12 protein-coding genes are annotated in these 16844 nt (G+C 70.1%); 1 reads left to right on the top strand and 11 read right to left on the bottom strand.

What is annotated here, in order from left to right:
* The 6 genes from ccsB to hemL are packed head-to-tail and all read right to left on the bottom strand — an operon-like array spanning position 1 to position 5914.
* Positions 1 to 1011 carry a c-type cytochrome biogenesis protein CcsB gene (ccsB, locus tag JOF29_RS02555; protein ID WP_209692619.1) on the bottom strand — a complete coding sequence of 337 codons (1011 nt, stop codon included), beginning with the start codon at positions 1009 to 1011 and terminating at the stop codon, positions 1 to 3.
* Positions 1008 to 2606, bottom strand: coding sequence for a cytochrome c biogenesis protein ResB (gene resB / locus JOF29_RS02550; RefSeq protein WP_209692618.1), 1599 nt, complete (start codon positions 2604 to 2606; stop codon positions 1008 to 1010). Before resB ends, ccsB begins: the two co-directional genes overlap by 4 nt.
* A 1-nt stretch (position 2607) precedes the next feature.
* The gene (locus tag JOF29_RS02545) at positions 2608 to 3315 is read right to left on the bottom strand and encodes a cytochrome c biogenesis CcdA family protein (protein ID WP_245357793.1); all 708 of its coding nucleotides are present in this window, start codon (positions 3313 to 3315) and stop codon (positions 2608 to 2610) included.
* Positions 3316 to 3367: 52 nt separating this feature from the next.
* Positions 3368 to 3931 (bottom strand): TlpA family protein disulfide reductase, encoded by a 564-nt coding sequence (locus JOF29_RS02540; RefSeq protein WP_209692616.1) that lies wholly within the window; start codon positions 3929 to 3931, stop codon positions 3368 to 3370.
* Positions 3931 to 4554 carry a histidine phosphatase family protein gene (locus tag JOF29_RS02535; protein WP_245357792.1) on the bottom strand — a complete coding sequence of 208 codons (624 nt, stop codon included), beginning with the start codon at positions 4552 to 4554 and terminating at the stop codon, positions 3931 to 3933. The genes JOF29_RS02540 and JOF29_RS02535 overlap by 1 nt, the downstream gene beginning before the upstream one ends.
* 37 nt (positions 4555 to 4591) lie before the next feature.
* A complete protein-coding gene (gene hemL / locus JOF29_RS02530) occupies positions 4592 to 5914 on the bottom strand; it encodes a glutamate-1-semialdehyde 2,1-aminomutase (protein WP_209692614.1) in 1323 nt (440 codons plus the stop codon).
* 257 nt (positions 5915 to 6171) lie between these two features.
* Here hemL and JOF29_RS02525 point away from each other — a divergent pair, with 257 nt between their 5' ends.
* Entirely contained in the window at positions 6172 to 7527 is a 1356-nt protein-coding gene (locus tag JOF29_RS02525) for a lytic murein transglycosylase (protein ID WP_209692613.1), read from the top strand.
* A 111-nt stretch (positions 7528 to 7638) separates the two neighbouring features.
* On the opposite strand, the gene JOF29_RS02520 is transcribed toward JOF29_RS02525, so the two are convergent.
* The 5 genes from JOF29_RS02520 to JOF29_RS02500 form a co-directional block, all read right to left on the bottom strand.
* Positions 7639 to 11325 carry a S8 family peptidase gene (locus JOF29_RS02520; protein WP_209692612.1) on the bottom strand — a complete coding sequence of 1229 codons (3687 nt, stop codon included), beginning with the start codon at positions 11323 to 11325 and terminating at the stop codon, positions 7639 to 7641.
* A 176-nt stretch (positions 11326 to 11501) separates the two neighbouring features.
* The gene (locus JOF29_RS02515) at positions 11502 to 12464 is read right to left on the bottom strand and encodes an LLM class F420-dependent oxidoreductase (RefSeq protein WP_209692611.1); all 963 of its coding nucleotides are present in this window, start codon (positions 12462 to 12464) and stop codon (positions 11502 to 11504) included.
* 82 nt (positions 12465 to 12546) lie between these two features.
* Entirely contained in the window at positions 12547 to 14364 is a 1818-nt protein-coding gene (locus JOF29_RS02510; protein ID WP_209692610.1) for a S8/S53 family peptidase, read from the bottom strand.
* Between the two features lie 94 nt (positions 14365 to 14458).
* On the bottom strand, positions 14459 to 15139 hold the full coding sequence (locus JOF29_RS02505) for a response regulator (RefSeq protein WP_209692609.1): 681 nt from the start codon (positions 15137 to 15139) through the stop codon (positions 14459 to 14461).
* Positions 15136 to 16740, bottom strand: a complete 1605-nt coding sequence (locus JOF29_RS02500; protein ID WP_209692608.1) for an ATP-binding protein — start codon at positions 16738 to 16740, stop codon at positions 15136 to 15138. Before JOF29_RS02500 ends, JOF29_RS02505 begins: the two co-directional genes overlap by 4 nt.
* Positions 16741 to 16844: the final 104 nt, after the last annotated feature.

Raw genomic sequence — 16844 nt, 5'->3', positions numbered from 1 at the left:
TCACACCCCAGCGTAGGAGTGCAGGCCGGAGACCAACAGGTTCACGCCGACGAAGTTGAAGATGAAGACGAACCAGCCGACGATCGCGATCGTCGCGGCCCGGCGGCCCCGCCAGCCCGCGGTGGCGCGTGCGTGCAGGTAGGCGGCGTACACCACCCAGGTCACCAGCGACCAGACCTCCTTGGGGTCCCAGCCCCAGTACCGGCCCCAGGCGTGCTCGGCCCAGATCGGCCCGGCCACCAGCACGCCGAACGTCCACAGCGGGAACGCGAACGCCAACACCTTGTACGCCGAACCGTCCATCGCCTCCGCGGCCGGCAGCCGTCGCAGCGCCGCCGACATCGTGCCGCCGTCCAGCACCTTGCGCTCGGCCCGGGCCTTGACCAGGTAGAGCACCGAGATCAGGCCACCGACCGTGAACGCACCACCGGAGATCGCGGCGGCGGACACGTGGATCACGAGCCAGTACGAGTGCAAGGCCGGAACGAGCGGGCCGGCCGGTGTGTAGAGCGCCAGCGACGCCAGGCCGAGGACGGCGGTGATCACGAACGTCACGCCGAGCCCGAGGTACTGCAACTTGTACCGCTGGACGAAGATCAGGTAGACGATCGCGACGGCGAGCGACGCCGTGACGGAGAACTCGTACATGTTCCCCCACGGCACCCGGCCGGCCGCGAGCCCGCGGGTGACCACACCGCCGAGGTGGAACACGAAACCCATCCAGGTCAGCAGCAACCCGATCCGGCTCGCCGCATCCAGCCGCTCGGTTGCGGCGGGGCCTTCGGCGCCGGCGGCGGCAGGAGCCGTCGGGGCATCAGCCGCAGGGCTCGCGACCGAACCGGAGCCGACCAGAACCGCTGCTTCCTTCGCCTCCGCAGGAACAGCCTTCCGCACGACCGCGGCGCGGCCGAGGGCCCACTCCATCGCGTGCGAGACCATCGCAAGGGTGTAGATCACCGTGGCGGTGGGGATCAGCAGGTTGGAGACATGTGCGTAGGTCTCCGGGGTCATGGCTGCTCCTGGTTGCTCGAGCTGGCGGGCTTCAGTCGGTCGGTGATCGCCTGGATCTCGTCGCCGAGCCCCCGCTCGGGGCCGCGGTCCAGACCGGCGACCTCGACCACGGTACGCCCGTCCTCCTCCCGGACTCGCACCCAGGTACGCCGCGGATGCACGAACAGCGAGCCCATCAGGCCGAGGATCGCCAGCAGGATGCCGGCCAGCGCCAGGTCCGTTCCCGGCGTGTGGCTGATCTGGAGCTTCACCCAGCGGCTGTACCCCTCGAAGGTGATCGACCCGGCCTTGTCCGGCAGCGCGACGCTCTGCCCCGGCGCGAGCTGGAACCGCCACTTGTCGCCGTCCTTGGTGAACTGCGTCAGCTTCGACTTGTCCAGCTGGTACACGGACTCGGGCTTCCCGGTCTCCGGCTGCGGACGGCCGTAGTACCCGGTCATCACCAGCTCCGGGTTCAGCGAGTCGGGGAAGACGGACACCGGGCCGTTCTGGCCGATCACCGCGGTCGGCAGGAAGTACCCCTCGAAACCGAGGGTCAGCGGCCGGGCGTCCGGCGCCTTGACCACGCCGAACGACGAGAAGTTGCTGTCCTGCGGCAGGAACGGCGCCGGCCCGGAGAACGCCACGTTCCCCTGCCCGTCGCGGACCGTCACCCGCGGCGCGTACCCGTGGCCGATCAGGTACACGCTGCTGCCGTCCAGCTGCAGCGGGTGGTTGACCTGCAGCAGGTACGACTTCTCCGGGGCATCCAGGGTTTCCTGGTACGACAGCTGCGCCTTGAACTCGCGGGCCGCGCCCTTCTGCGGGCCGTCCTCCTGGAACTTCACCTGGAAGTCCTTGACGGTCAGCGAGAACGGCGGCAGGTCGCCGTCACCGCTGAACGCGCGGCCGGGCGTGAAGTCGTCGTACTGCGCGACCGAGTTGGAGAAACCGTTGCCGACGACAACCAGTACGGTGCCGCGGTACCCGAACAGGGAGCCCCAGGCGACGCCGATCAGCGCCAGGATCAGCGAGAAGTGGAAGAGCAGGTTGCCGGCCTCGCGCAGGTATCCGCGCTCGGCCCCGACGGCTCCGTCGTACACCTGCACGCGGAAGCGCCGGCGCTTCAGCTCGCGGGTCGCGGCCTCGATGACGTCGCCGGCCTCGTCGACCTCGAAGCGCTGGTACCCGGGCAGCCGGTTCAGGTTCCGCGGCGGCTTCGGTGGCCGGGCCCGCAACGCCTTGAAGTACACGGAAAGCCGGGGAAGGACGCAGCCGATCAGCGAGATGAACAGCAGCAGGTAGATCGCCGAGAACCACGCGGACTTGTAGACGTCGAAGAGCCCGAGCTTGTCGTACAGCGGGCCGAGCTTCCGGTGCGCGGTGAGGAAGTCCGACACCTTGATCGGGTCGATCGGCGTCTGCGGGATCAGCGACCCGGGCACCGCGCCGAGCGCCAGCAGGAACAGCAGCACCAGCGCGGTCTTCATCGAGGTCAGCTGCCGCCAGGTCCAGCGCAGCCAGCCGACCAGGCCGAGAGCCGGCGGTGGTTCGTTGCCGGAGTTGCCGGTCGGTGCGGTGATGGAATCCTTGACCCCCTGATCGACCTCGGTCATCTCACACCGCCGATCCGAAGTTGGCGACCCACTGCCGAAGGTCCGCGGTCATCGAGTCCCACACTCCTGTCAGCAGCAGGAGTCCCACCGCGATCATCAGTACGCCGCCGATCCGGATCACCAGCAGCTGGTGCTTGCGGACCCAGGCCACCGCGGACAGCATCCGCCGGAACGCCAGCGCCGCCACGATGAACGGGATCCCCAGCCCGAGGCTGAACACCAGCGCGAGCATCGCGCCGCGCCCGGTACTGCCCTGGGTGGTGGCCAGCGTCATGACGGTCCCGAGCGTCGGCCCGATACACGGCGTCCAGCCGAATCCGAACAGTACGCCGAGCAGCGGCGCGGCCGCGATCCCGACCGCCGGTACCCGGTGCACGCGCAGGTCGCGCTGCGCGAAACCGAACCCGCCGAGGAACACCACACCCAGTACGACGGTGAGCCCGCCGAGCACCCGGGTGATCGCGGTCTGATGATCGATCAGCAGGTCACCGGCCTTGCCGAACAGCACACCGGTGAGGATGAACACGGCGGAGAACCCGGCGACGAACAACGCCGTACCGGCCAGCATCCGGCCGCGCTTCCCGGAGCCGAGCTCGGCGGCGGACAGGCCGGTGACGTACGAGAGGTAGCCGGGCAGCAGCGGTACGACGCACGGCGAGAAGAACGAGATCGCACCGGCCAGCACCGCGATCGGCAGCGCAACCAGCATCGAGCCCGTCATCGACGAGGCGAACCACTGTCCCATCAGCCTGCGCCGACCCTCATTTGGCTTCAGCCACCATTCCCAGAAGGGTTTGCTTGGTCACTTCACCGACGACGCGGCCCGCGACCTTGCCGAACTTGTCGATCACCAGCGTGGTCGGAATCGCGGCCGGCGAGATCTGGCCGCGGAACCGCAGCAACGCCCGGCCGTTCGGGTCGTACACGTTCGGGTACTGCACGCCGAACTCCTGGACGAACTTCTTCGCCGGCGCCGGGTCGAGGTCGCGGGTGTTCAGCCCGACGAACTGCACCGACGGCCCGAGTTCCTTGGCCGCGGCAACCAGCTCCGGCGCTTCCTTACGGCAGGGCGGGCACCACGAGCCCCACACGTTCAGGACGACGACCTTGCCCTTCTGCTCCGACAGGGTCCAGGTCTTGTCGTCGAGGGTCTTGCCGGTCAGCTCGGGCGCGGTCTTGCGATCAGCGGCCGCGAACACCGACACGTTTCCGTTGCCGCTGACGAATCCGGCCTGGCCCTGCCGGTTCTGCGCGGCCTGCTGACCCGAGCTGCACCCCGCGACGAGGAACACCCCGGCCACCAGGACCGCCGTACGCCGCAACATCACGCGCCGCCCACGAACTTCTTCGGGTTCTTGACGGGGAGCAGGTCTTTCGCCGGTTCGGAGTAGCCGACCGAGACGATCTGGTCACCGTGGAAGGTGAACGACGTCAGGCTGGCGAGGCTGCACTGACGTTTGCGCGGGTCGTGCGGCAGCCGGCGGCCCTCGATCGCGGAGCGGACGATCCAGATCGGCAGCTGGTGCGAGACGATCAGCGCCTCGTGCCCGGCGGCCTTCTCCCGGGCGGTCTCGATCGCGTCCCGCATCCGGCGGACGAGCTGCTGGTACGGCTCGCCCCAGGACGGCTTGAACGGGTTCCGCAGCAGCCACCAGGCGCTCGGGTTCCGCAGCGCGCCGTCGCCGACGCCGAACTTCTTGCCCTCGAACAGGTTCGCGGCCTCGATCACCCGCTCGTCGATGTCCGGGGTGATCCCGAACACCTTGGAGATCGGCTCCATCGTCTCCTGGGCCCGCTCCAGCGGCGAGCAGACCAGGTGCACGACGTCGCGGCCCTTGACGTGCTCGGCGACCCGCTCGGCCATCTGCCGGCCGAGCTCGGACAGGTGGTACCCGGGGATCCGGCCGTAGAGCACACCGGCCGGGTTGTACACCTCGCCGTGACGCATCAGGTGCACGACCGTCGTTTCGGTCACCGCTGTCCCTTCAGTTCGCTACTGCGGCTGCCGCGCGGGCCGCGGGCACGAGGGCGGACTCCAGCTCGGACAGCGCGTCGTCGTCGATCGCCGCGCTCACGAACCAGGCCTCGAACGCGCTCGGCGGCAGGTAGACACCGGCGTCCAGCATGGCATGGAAGAACGCCGTGAACCGGGGCAGTACCTGGGCGTTGGCTCCGGTGAAGTCCCGGATCTCGGCAGATCCCTCCGAGGACTCCACGAAGAAGACGCTGAAGAGGTTCCCGGCCGCGGAGATGACGTGCGGCACACCTTCCTTGTCCAGCGCGGTCGACACCAGCCGCTGGACGGTGAGCGAGGTCTCGTCGAGCTTCGCGTACACCTCGTCGGTGGCCAGCCGCAGCGTGGTCAGTCCGGCGGTGGTGGCGACCGGGTTCCCGGACAGCGTTCCGGCCTGATAGACCGAGCCCTCCGGCGCCAGGTGCGCCATCACGTCGGCGCGCCCGCCGAACGCCGCGGCCGGGAAGCCGCCGCCCATCACCTTGCCGAACGTCATCAGGTCCGGCCGTACGCCGTCCACGCCGTACCAGCCGGACCTGGTGATCCGGAACCCGGTCATCACCTCGTCCGAGACGAACAGCGCTCCGTTGTCCTTGCAGATCTTCGCGAGGAAGGCGTTGAAGTCGTCCCGCGGCGGGACGACGCCCATGTTGCCCGGCGACGCCTCGGTGATCAGGGCCGCGATCTGGTCGCCGTACTCCGCGAAGGCCGCCGTCACGGCCGCCTGGTCGTTGTACGGCAGCACGATCGTGTCCGCCGTGGTCGCCTCGGTGACACCCGGCGTCCCGGGGATGCCCAGCGTCAGTACGCCGGAACCGGCCTGCGCCAGCAGCGCGTCCACGTGACCGTGGTAGCAGCCGGCGAACTTCACGATCTTGGCGCGGCCGGTGAACCCGCGGGCCAGCCGGAGCGCGGACATCGTCGCCTCGGTCCCGGACGACACCAGCCGGACCTTGTCGACCGGCGTCCGCGCGACGATCTCCTCGCCGAGCAGCACCTCGGTCTCGGTCGGCGTCCCGTACGACGTCCCGCGGGCGACCGCGGCCTGGACGGCGGCGATCACCTCGGGATGGGCGTGGCCGAGCAGCAGCGGACCCCAGGAACTGACCAGGTCGAGGTACCGGTTGCCGTCGACGTCGGTCATGTGACATCCGTCACCGGAGGCCATGAAACGCGGTACGCCGCCGACGGCGCGGAACGCCCGGACCGGAGAGTTGACCCCGCCCGGGGTGACAGTGGAGGCCCTGTCGAAGAGCTTGGCGGACTGTTCTGTGTGATCGGGCACGCCGGCCATTCTCCCCCTGCGGTCACACCGGCCGATCACCAGGGGCCAGGCAGATTTCCGGTCCCGATCGTTCGCAGGGGGTTCACACAGGCTTTGTTACGCGCCAGTATGGGTACCCGGTGACCGCACGTGCATGGTCTGGGTCCGGCGCGTAACCCACGCAACGGGGCGGACGTTAGACCTATTGCGACGGGAACCGACAAAGACCCAAGACTGTCCGCAGCGTGGGGCCGGACAAGTCGTTGAGTCACGGAGGGGATTCATCGATGGCGAAGGGCAAGCGCCGCGCCACGGGTAGCGGGTGGCGTCAGGTGGCGCCGCTGATCCCGGTGGCGCTGTTCGCGAGCGCGTTCACCGTCAGTGCCACGGACAATCCGGTGATCGCCACCGCGTCACTGGAGAACGGACTGTCCGGGAACAACCCGGTCGTCGTGCCGAAGCAACCGATCTCGCAGCCGGCGAACGTGCCGGTGCCGGGCACCGTCGGGCCGGGTGTCGATCCCGGCGAGCAGCCGACCCAGGTGGTCTCGGGGCTGTCCAGCAACGGCATTCCGAACGCTGCACTGAAGGCCTACTCGCGCGCCCAGCAGGTGCTGGCGCAGGCGGATCCGGGCTGTCATCTGCCGTGGACGCTGGTGGCCGCGATCGGCCGCGTCGAGTCCAACCACGGCCGGTTCGGCGGCAACTCGCTGAACTCGAAGGGCGTCGCCGTACCGGGCATCTACGGCCCGCGGCTGGACGGGAGCAACGGGACGGCGAAGATCGCCGACACCGACGCGGGTGCGTTCGACGGCGACGGGGCGTTCGACCGCGCGGTCGGCCCGATGCAGTTCATCCCCGGCACCTGGCGAGCCGTGGGAGTGGACGGCGACGGCGACGGCGTGCGGAACCCGCAGGACATCAACGACGCGGCGATGACGGCCGGGGTCTACCTGTGCTCCGGCAACACCGACCTGTCCAAGCCGGCGGATCTGAACGCGGCCCTGCTGCGCTACAACCACTCGCAGCAGTACGCCGACCTGGTGATCAGCATCGCCAAGGCGTACGCGGGCGGCAGCTGGATCGCGGTCGGCAACGGTACGACGGGTGACGACCTGAAGGCCGGCGACCAGATCGGCGACCAGACGATCAACCCGCCGACCGACAAGGAACTGCCGAAGGCGATCGATCTGCCGACTCCGCCGCCGGTCACGCCGACGCCGATCATCACCGACGAGCGCGGCGGCACCAAGCCGACCGCCACCCCGCCGCCGGTGACGCCGACCGGGAAGCCGACGGACAAGCCCACACCGCCGCCGGTGACGCCGACCTCGACGAAGCCGACCGCCCGGCCGACGACGCCGACCACCCCGCCGCCACCCGGCGTCGCGACCCTGAAGACGACTGTCGGCCTGATCGTCGGCACCGTCGGAAGCACCCTGCACGAACTGCAGACGGCCACCACGTACTGTCAGTCCGAGCTGGCGAAGGTGACGATCACCAAGCCGACGCAGGAGCAGCTGCAGAAGTGCGTGACCGCCTACCAGACCGGCGGCACGAAGGCCGTGGACCAGGTCATCCGCAACCTGCTCTCACTCCTCGGCCTGCTGGGCGTCCTCGGTGGAGGCGTCCTCGGGAGCTGATCTCCCAACAACCGAAGACCGGCGCGCCTGCCCCACCCCTCCCTTGGCGCGCCCCTGGCGACGCCACGGAGCACCTCCCCCCCGCTTCGTGGCGTCGCCTTTTTTTAACGTTCAGTTCTGCCAGGCCCTGTCGATGGTTTGAGTGATGCTGTTGCCGATCAGGTCGGTGGCCGTCACCCGGATGCTCGGGTAGGAACCGGCCGGAACACGTGTTCGGAATGTTCCGAAACCGCGCAGCGGGAGTTTCTGCCAGGTCTTTCCGTCGAAGGAAATCTCTGCTGTGGTGCGGAAAACGCCTGCGCCGCGCACCCCGGGCTGATACCTCGGCGTCAGCTCGAACCACCCGTTCGTGTGCTTGTAGTCGACCTGGACCAGCGGCAGTACGGCGGTGCTCTTCGACGGCACCGACAGGAAGTGCCACTGGGTGTACGTCGACGTCGAGGTCGTCGCCCAGCTCTTCGGGCCGCGCTTCTGGTCGAGCGTCAGGTCGTACCAGGCCGCCTTGGCCGGGACCGCGAACTGCGCGACCGACCAGTTCTTGCTGCCCAGCTGCACCCCGTTGCTGCTCAGCGTCATGCTCGTCACGTCACCGCGATCGCCCCAGCCGAACACACTCCGGCCCCCGCTGACGTACTGCGGAATCGCGATCCGCAGCGCGTTCTCGAACCGCGCCGGCGGCCAGCCCTGCGCCACGTCACCCGGCGCGTCCGACAACCCCGGTACGGCGGGACGCGTCAGCGGCTCCCACCACCCGCGCGTGACCTGCTCGCCCGGCCGGTACGACCGCGGGATCGTCGACTCGAACCCGGTCTCGTTCCAGTCGCCCGCGGACGTCTGCTCGTCCCACGTCACGCCCTTCACATCGCTGACCAGGTAGTCGGTTCGCCGTACCGCGGCCGCGACCGCCCGGGACGCCGACAGGCCCGTCGCGATCCCCGGGAGGTGCGCGACCCGCTTGTCGCTGTGCAGCCAGAACGCGTCGTTCTGCTGGAAGTCCGTCGTCACCACGGCCGGGTTCATCTTCGCGACGTCGTACGTCAGTCCGCCCTTCACGACCGACGGGCCGAGCGCGACGTCGTACCGGTAGGTGCTGTCGCGGACGCCGCTCAGCTGCAGCGATACCGGCCTCTTGGCGAGGGCGTCGAGGAGCTGCTTTCCCTGGACGGACTGCAGGATGTAGACCGGGATGCCCTGCTCGGTCCCGGTGCTCCACCAACCGGGCGCCTCGTTGTAGAGGAACACGACCTTGGCGCCGGCCGCTTTCGCTGCCTGTACCTGTGCGACCGTTGCGGAGTACCCGCCCCAGCGGATCAGCGCAATGCCGTCCTTGCTGGCGGCCAGCTCCGCGGGTGTGCCGTTGCCGCCGTTCGACAGCGGCAGGCTTCCGTTCCCGACGTACACGGTCCGCGACGAACCGGGACCGGGGGTCGGGAGCTTGCCGGCCCCGGGCAGGTCGACGGTCAGCTGCGGCTGCGCCAGGTCCCAGCGCTGCACGACCTGGAAGGTGCCGTTGGCAACCTTTCCGAAGTCCTGGACGTAGACGCCGTCGGCGATCTTGCCGTTGAACGCCCAGCCGGAGACCGCGTCCCGGCCGCCGACCTTGCGGTGCCAGGCCACGCCGATGCTCTGCGCGTCGGCCGGTCGCGGCGTCTTGATCGTCACCTTGTGCGCGGTCCGGGCGTCGAACGTGAACGTCCGGTCGCCGTCGATCCACGCGTCCGGATCACCGAGCAACGTCAGCGAGTTCGCCCAGTTGGCCTCGTCGCCGCCGACCGCGTACGCCATCACGCTGTAGCGCCCGGTCGGTACGTCGAGGGTCCGGCTGCCGGTCTGGTCGAATGCGATCGCGGTGACGTTGCCGGTGTCCTGGTTCCACAGCTGGACGCCGCTCGCGCCGGCCTTCGTGGTGGCGGGCTGCCCGTCGCGGCCGATCGCCTTCACGGTCACGTGGTTCAGCCGGCCGCCGGCCGCGAACCCGAGCCCGGTCCGGTACGCCGTGCTGCCGGCCTTGGCGGTCAGTACGCCGGCGTAGCTGCCGGCCCGCGTCGTCGCGAGATCGAGCGTGACGGTCGCGGACGCCGTACCGGCGGCCGGGATCGTCAGCCGCGTCGGGCTCACCCTGAGGCCCGCCGGTAGGCCGGCCGGGGACTGCGCGCCGACGGACAGCGTGAGGGTCACCGGGCGGTTCGAGTTGTTGCGGTAGGCAACCGTACGGTCGACCGGCGCGGGGGCGGCCGGGCCGGTCCAGGACAGGTCGCCGAAGAACAGGTTCGCGGTGTCCGGCAGCACCTTCGGGTCGAGCGCGTTCGGGATGTCGATCCGGCCCAGGCCCTGCTGGTCGGTGCGGGCGCCCGCGGACGGTACGGCGGTGGACGCGAGCGCGGCCTTCAGCTGCGGGCCGGTCCAGTCCGGGTGCCGTTGCGCGAGGATCGCGGCGGCGCCGGCGACGTGCGGGGTCGCCATCGACGTACCGCTCATCGCGGTGTAGTACTGGCCGAGCACGTGGCCCTGCTCGGTACCGGCGGCGCGGGCGGCGGCGATCTCGACGCCTGGGGCGGTGACCTCGGGCTTCAGCGCGCCGTCGCCGAGTCGCGGACCGCGGCTGGAGAAGTTTGCCAGCTTGTCGTTCTGGTCGACGGCGCCGACGGTCAGCGCCTCGGAGGCCGCGCCCGGCGAGCCGACGGTCTGCTCCGCGCCGGAGTTGCCGGCCGCGATCACGAACAGCGCGCCGCTGGACTTGGCCAGCCGGTCGACGGCCTCGCTCATCGGGTCGGTGCCGTCGGACGGCAGCCCGCCGAGGCTCATGCTGATCACCTTCGCGCCCTGCTGGACGGCCCACTCCATGCCGGCGATCGCCTCGGAGTCGTACCCGCCGCCGCCGTTGTCGAGCACCTTGCCGATCAGCAGCTCTGCCCCTGGCGCGACGCCCTTCCGCTTGCCGTCGGACGCCGTACCGAGGCCGGCGACGATCGACGCGGTGTGCGTGCCGTGGCCGTGCAGGTCCTGCACCGCCTGGTCCGGGACGAAGCTCTCCGACGCGATGACCTGCTTGGCGAGGTCGGGGTGCCCGGCGTCGTACCCGGTGTCGAGTACGGCGACCTTCACGCCGTGACCGTCATACCCCTGCTTCCAGGCCGTCGGCGCCCCGATCTGCGGCATCGACTGCTCGTCGGTGGCATGCGTACGGCCGTCCAGCCAGATCTTGCTGAGCTGGCTCGACTTGAAGGTGGCCGGCCCGCTGACACCGGTCCAGAACGACTTGGCGTCGGACTTCTGCACCGAGACCGCGGTGCTTCCGACGCTGGGAAGGGTACGGCGGACCGTAGCCGTCGTACTGCGCAGCGTGGCGGCGGAGCCCGTGACGAGCAGCGGCAGCTTGTCACTGCTCGCGTCGTCGTACCCCTGGGCGGCCAGCTCCGTCAGGTTGAACAGGCGCTTGTCGAGGCGGCCCGCGGAGAGCAGCGGATACGCCTCGGCGGGGATCAGCGTGACCTCGCCGTCGAACGTGCCGAAGTAGTACGGCTCGTCGCCCAGCAGGCGGGCCGAGACCTGGCCCGCCGAGTTCGTGGTCAGCTCGGCGACGTCGCCGGTGACCAGCGTGATCCGTTTGCTGGTCGCACCGGGCGTCGCCTGGACGCCCGGTGCGCTGCCGCCCGGTGCGCTGCCGGCGGGTGCGCTGCCGGCGGGTGGTCCGGCACTGGCCGCGGTGGTCGGCAGGAGCAGGGATCCGGCGACCACCGCGGCGAGCAGACCCATCGCGGCCCGGGACAATCGGCGGCCCGATTTTGAGTGCGGCATTGGCGGACACCTCCCGATGCCCCGACCCACGCGAGGCCATCCAGGCGACCCTGTCAGCCGCTGTCACCCCCGGTCCACCACAACCCCTGACGTACACCCGCCATGACCGGTACCGGTCACTTTGAGAACCCACCAACCAAAAACGTCGCCGAAAAGTGGCCGGTGGGTTCTCAAAGTCAGGCGAAGCGCTTCGCGATCCGCTCGGCGCGCTCCAGCAGGTCCAGGTCGTAGGCGACGCCGGGGACGTAGAAGATCACGTAGTCGGCGCCGGCCTCGAGGACCGCCTCGACCTTGTCCGCGATCTCGTCCTCGGTGGCGATCAGGTTGTCCCGGTCGAACTTCTCCCGGTTCATCGGCCCGAGCGCCTTCGCGGTCGCCTTCTGCGGGTCGTCACCCTTGTCGATCGGGAAGATGTTGAAGTTCGTCGACTTGATGATCTCGTCGTAGTCCCGGCCGACCTTCTGGCAGTGGCCGCGGAGAATGTCCGCCTTCTCCCTGAAGGTCTCCGGGTTGCCGCCGCCGATGTTCGCGGCGTCGGCGTACTGCGCGACCAGCTTCAGCGTCACCTTCGGGCCGCCGCCGCCGATCCAGAAGCTCGGGTGCGGCTTGCGGACACCCTTCGGCTCGTTGATCGGGGCGTCGATCGAGTAGTACTTGCCGTTGTAGACCGGCTTGTCCTCGGTCCACATCTTGTAGATGATCTCGGTCGCCTCGCGGAACGCCGCCATCCGCTCCGGGATGTCGGTCCACTCGTAGCCGTACGCCTTCCACTCCTGCTCGTACCAGCCCGCGCCGATCCCGGCGTACAGGCGGCCGTGGCTGGCGACGTCGACGGTGGACGCGATCTTCGCGTACAGCGCCGGGTTGCGGTACCCGTTGCAGCCGACCATCTGGCCGATGTTCACCCGCTTGGTGTCGCGGGCCAGCGCGGCCGTCGCGCTCCAGCACTCGAACGTGGTGTTGTCACTCGGCTCCGGCACCGTGTGGAAGTGGTCGAACAGCCAGATCGAGTCCCAGGACTGCTCGTCGGCCCGCTTGGCGACGTCGGTCATCGCCTCCCACTGCTCGATCGGATCCGCGATCTCCGCCAGATCCATCTTCCAGCCCTGCGGTACGAATACCCCGAAACGTGTAGTCATGCCGCCATCCTTTCGGGGGATGGCGGCATCGGTCCATGAATACGAGAACTGAATTTGCACTCAATCGGACCACTACGACTTCTTAATTCGCGCTGAGCACCCCGAACCCGGAGCCCGGCTCGCTGCGGTGCACGGCGCGGGCGGAGAGCAGCACGTTCAGGGCGACCGGGGCCAGGCGGCCGCCGAACTCCTGCCGGGTCAGGGCGGCGACACCCGCGGCGGTCGGCGCGGACGCCGACGTACCGAAGAAGCGGCAGGCGCCCTCGGTGGTGGTCGGGCAGGTACCGGAGCCGAAGCCGCCCGCGCCGCTGACGGACTCACCGTCACCGGCCAGCCAGTTCGGCGCCGGGAAGCTCAGCGCGCCGGCGCCCGGGATGCCCTTGCACGGACCGGGCTTGCCGGCCGGGCAGCGGGTCGTGGTGACGAGCTGCACCGGACCGGCCGCGCTGTACGGCTCCACCGGGGCGGTCGCCGGGTCGGTCGACACGCTCGCGTTCACGGCCCCCGCGGTGGTGGCGAAGATCGTGTAGTTCGAGTCCGGGTTCAGCGAGCCGGCCCGGTCGGTCGGGTCGAGCGTCTGGACACCGGCCGACAGTGCCCGCCAGCGCAGGTCGAGGATCGGCGCCTTGCGCGCGGTCGACGTACCGGCGACATCCACGACCAGCTTCGCGCGCTGCGCGGCCCCGGTCGTGTTGAAGTACTGGAACTGCTCGATCGTGTCACCGACCCCGTTCGCCTGGACGTTCGTGCTGGACGCCAGGCACTTCGTACCGGTGCTGTCCATCAGGTACAGGTTCAGGTCGGTGAACCCGCCCTGTCCGGCGGTCGGGTAGATCGCCCGCGGCTCGCTCCACTGCAGCGTCGGCAGGATCCCGGCGCCGGGCAGCAGGTTCAGGTCGTACGTCGTGTCGTCGCCGCGCAGCTTCACCACGTTGCCGGGGTCCTTCGGGCAGCCGGTGTACGGGCCGGTGACGCCGTCGGGGCCCTTGCCGGTGCCGACCGCGGTGACCCGCGGGGCGTGCCGGCTGCCGAGGTTGCCGGCCGACGAGCTGACCCAGATGCCGTGCTTGGCGAGCGCCTCGGCGGTCGCGGCACCCAGACCCTGCTGGAACACCGGCTCGTCGTCGAGCGCGATGTCCTCGGCGATCATCGTGACGCCCGCGTTCGCCAGCACGTGGAACGCCTCGAAGTAGTCGGCGTTGGTCTCCAGCGTGCTCGCGAACGCCAGCTTCGCGTCCGGCGCGAGGTCGTGGATGATCTCCATCATCGCGGTGCCCTCGTCGTTGTCGTACGACGCACTCCGCAGCACCTGGGTGTCCGCGGGCAGCTCACCCGCAGCGATCGCTTCGGCGACGTGGTCGGCGTCGCCGGAGATCACGCCGACCTTCTGGCCGCGGCCGGTCAGCCCGCGGGCCTGGGCCTTGTCGGCCTGGTGCAGCTGGACCCCCTCGGCCGTGATCGGGCCGACGTCCACCGCGGGCCGCAGCGCCGGGCGCAGGGCGCTGACCCAGCCGAGTGCGGCGACCGCGTCGAGCTTGTCGTACGGGACGCTGGCGGAGACCAGGCCGGTGGTCGGCAGGTCGATCGTGCTCGTGACATCGGCGGCGTTCTTCTCGACGGAGGCGCCGAGCGCGGTCAGCTGGGCCTGCTGCGCGGCGGTGATCGGCGCGGCGGCGTACACCTGGACGCCGATCCGTCCGTTGCTCTCGACACCCATCGCCCGGGCAGCCACCCCGGCCTGCTTGGCCGCCGCGGCCTTGGCGGCGTCCCGAAGCATCGACGGCACCTTGGCGGCAGCCGCCGGATCGGGCGCCGCATCTTGCGGTGCGGCGGTCGCCGGGGCAACCACCGCCAGCGGAACCATCAGCATGATGCTGCTGAACACATAGCGGAGCTTCATTCGGTGAATCCCCTCCTGAGCGGTCGCGACCACAGTCATCTACCCACCAACCACCTGTCCAGTCCTGACGTCGTACAGATCCAACGGAGGGAGGTCAGGTGCGGTGGGGGGTGAAGCGGTGTTCGGGGCGGCCTGTGGTGCCGTAGGAGAGGTTCAGATCGAGGAGGCCGCGTTGGACGAGGGTGCCGAGGTAGCGCTGGGCGGTGGGGCGGCTGAAGCCGAGGGACTCGGCGACGTCGGCGGCGCTGAGCGGCTCAGGCGAGCCTGAGACGACCTCCAGGACCCGGGCCATGGTCGCGGGCAGCTTCCGGCGCTGTCGCGCGTGCGTGGCCGGCGAGTGCAGCATGCTGTACAGCGTGTCGACGGTCTCCTGGTCGGCCTCGCGGGCCTGGCTCAACCGCTGCCGCCACTGCCGGTACGCCTCCAGCTGCTCGCGCAGGGCCGCGAAGGCGAACGGCTTGACCAGGTAGTAGATGGCACCCAGCTGGATCGCCGCCCGGACCGACTCGATGTCCCTGGCCGCGGTGATCAGGATGAAGTCCGGTACGCCGCCGCCCGGAGCGGCGGCCAGCTCCCGGATCAGGTCCAGCCCGGTCCGGTCCGGAAGGTACATGTCGAGGAGCAGCAGGTCGGGCCGTTCCTGGGTGATGAGCTGCTGCGCTTCGCCCGCGGAGCGCGCCTCGCCGACGACCGTGAATCCCGGCACCTTCTCGACGCTACGCGTGTGCGCGCGGGCCACGTGGAAGTCGTCGTCGACGACCAGCGTCCTGATCACGACACGACCTCCTCGACCTGGCGACGCACCGGCAGCCGTACGTCGAACCTGGCCCCCGCTGGTGACGAAGCGGTGATCGTACCGCCGGCCCGCCGTACCAGCCGCTGAACGAGGGCGAGACCGACGCCGCGCCGCATGCCGCCGGCCCGCGGCTCCTTGGTCGAGTACCCGTCCACGAAGACCTGGTCCAGCAGGTCGGCGGGGATGCCCGGGCCGGTGTCGGTCACGACCAGGTGGAACTCGTGGCCGTCGCCGTGCAGCTCGACCGTCACCCGGCCGCGCGGGTGACCCGAACCGGTGCCGTCGGCAACGGCATCGACGGCGTTGTCGACGAGGTTGCCGAGCACCGTCACCAGCGGCGTGTGGTCGAGGCGCGACGCCGGCAGCGCGCTGTCCGGCGTCAGCACGACCTCGACGTCCCGCTCCGTGGCCACGGTGATCTTCGCGATCAGCAGCGCCGCGACCACCGGCGGCGCGATCCGGGCCCGGACGACGTCGGCGGCCAGCGACCTCACGCTCACCTCGTCGGCGTACGCCGTCGCCTCCTCGATCTCGCCGAGGCCGAGCAGCACCGACATCACGTGCAACCGGTTCGAGTACTCGTGCTCCTGGGCGCGCAGGGCCGTGGTCAAGGACTCCACCGAGTCGAGCTGGCGGAGCAGCGCCTCGACCTCGGTGCGGTCCCGGATGGTGACCACCGACCCGGCGTTGCGCCCGGCAACGACCACCGGCCTCCGGTTCAGTACCAGGAGATTGTCGCCGGTGACCGCGACGACGTCCGTCCCCTCGACCGCGCCGGAGAGCAGGTCCCGGAGCCGGCCGGGCGGCACCAGTTCGTCCAGCGGCTGACCGAGTCGCGCGGCCTGGAGGCCGAGCAGCCGGCGGGCCTCGTCGTTCAGCACGTTCACCCGGCCGTTCGGGTCGAACGCGATCACACCCTCCCGGATCCCGTGCAGCATCGCCTCCCGCTCCTGCACGAGCGCGACGATCTCGGCGGGTTCGAGCCCGAACGTGACCCGCTTGATCGCCCGCGCGAGGATCAGCGACGCGGCGACGCCGATCGCCAGTACCAGGCCGGTGTAGAAGATCACCGGCAGCACGACCTGGCTGACCCGGGCGGAGACGTCGCTCTCCCGGATGCCGACCGAGACCTCACCGATCGGCGTACCGGCGGCGTTCCGGATCGGGACGCGGGCGTTCGCGGAGCGGCCGAGGCTGCCGTTGTCCGCGCCGGTGTGCACCCGGCCGTCGAGCGCCACCACCGGCTCCTCGATCCGCTGCCCGACCAGCGCGGCGATCGGGTGCGAGTACCGCGTCCCGTCGGCCCCGATCACCACGACGTACGACGCACCGGTGTCGTGCTCGATCCGGGCCGCGAGGTCACGCAGTGCAGGGCGGGAGGCCGCAGTGGTGAGCGCCTGCGCGGCGAGCGGCGTCTCGGCGACCGCGCCGGCGATGTCCGCGGCCCGCTCCTCCGCGTTCGCGTCCGCGGTCCGGCTGGTCACGGAGACGTACAGGGCGAGACCCGCCGCCATCGTCAGGCCGACGATCGCGAGCACCGCGAGCAGGATCCGCGACGCCAGGGTGGCGCGCTGGAACATCGTGCACCAACTCCTTCCGGTCGCGCCGTCCATCGTGCCCAGCCCGGCGGTCGCGGGGCAATCCCTGAGGATGGCTGAGAAAAACGCACAAAACCACGGGTATC

The sequence above is a fragment of the Kribbella aluminosa genome (genome assembly GCF_017876295.1).
In the GTDB taxonomy this organism is placed as follows: domain Bacteria; phylum Actinomycetota; class Actinomycetes; order Propionibacteriales; family Kribbellaceae; genus Kribbella; species Kribbella aluminosa.
Note: the sequence above shows the minus strand (reverse complement) of the source record. Positions and strands in the feature narration are given on the sequence as shown.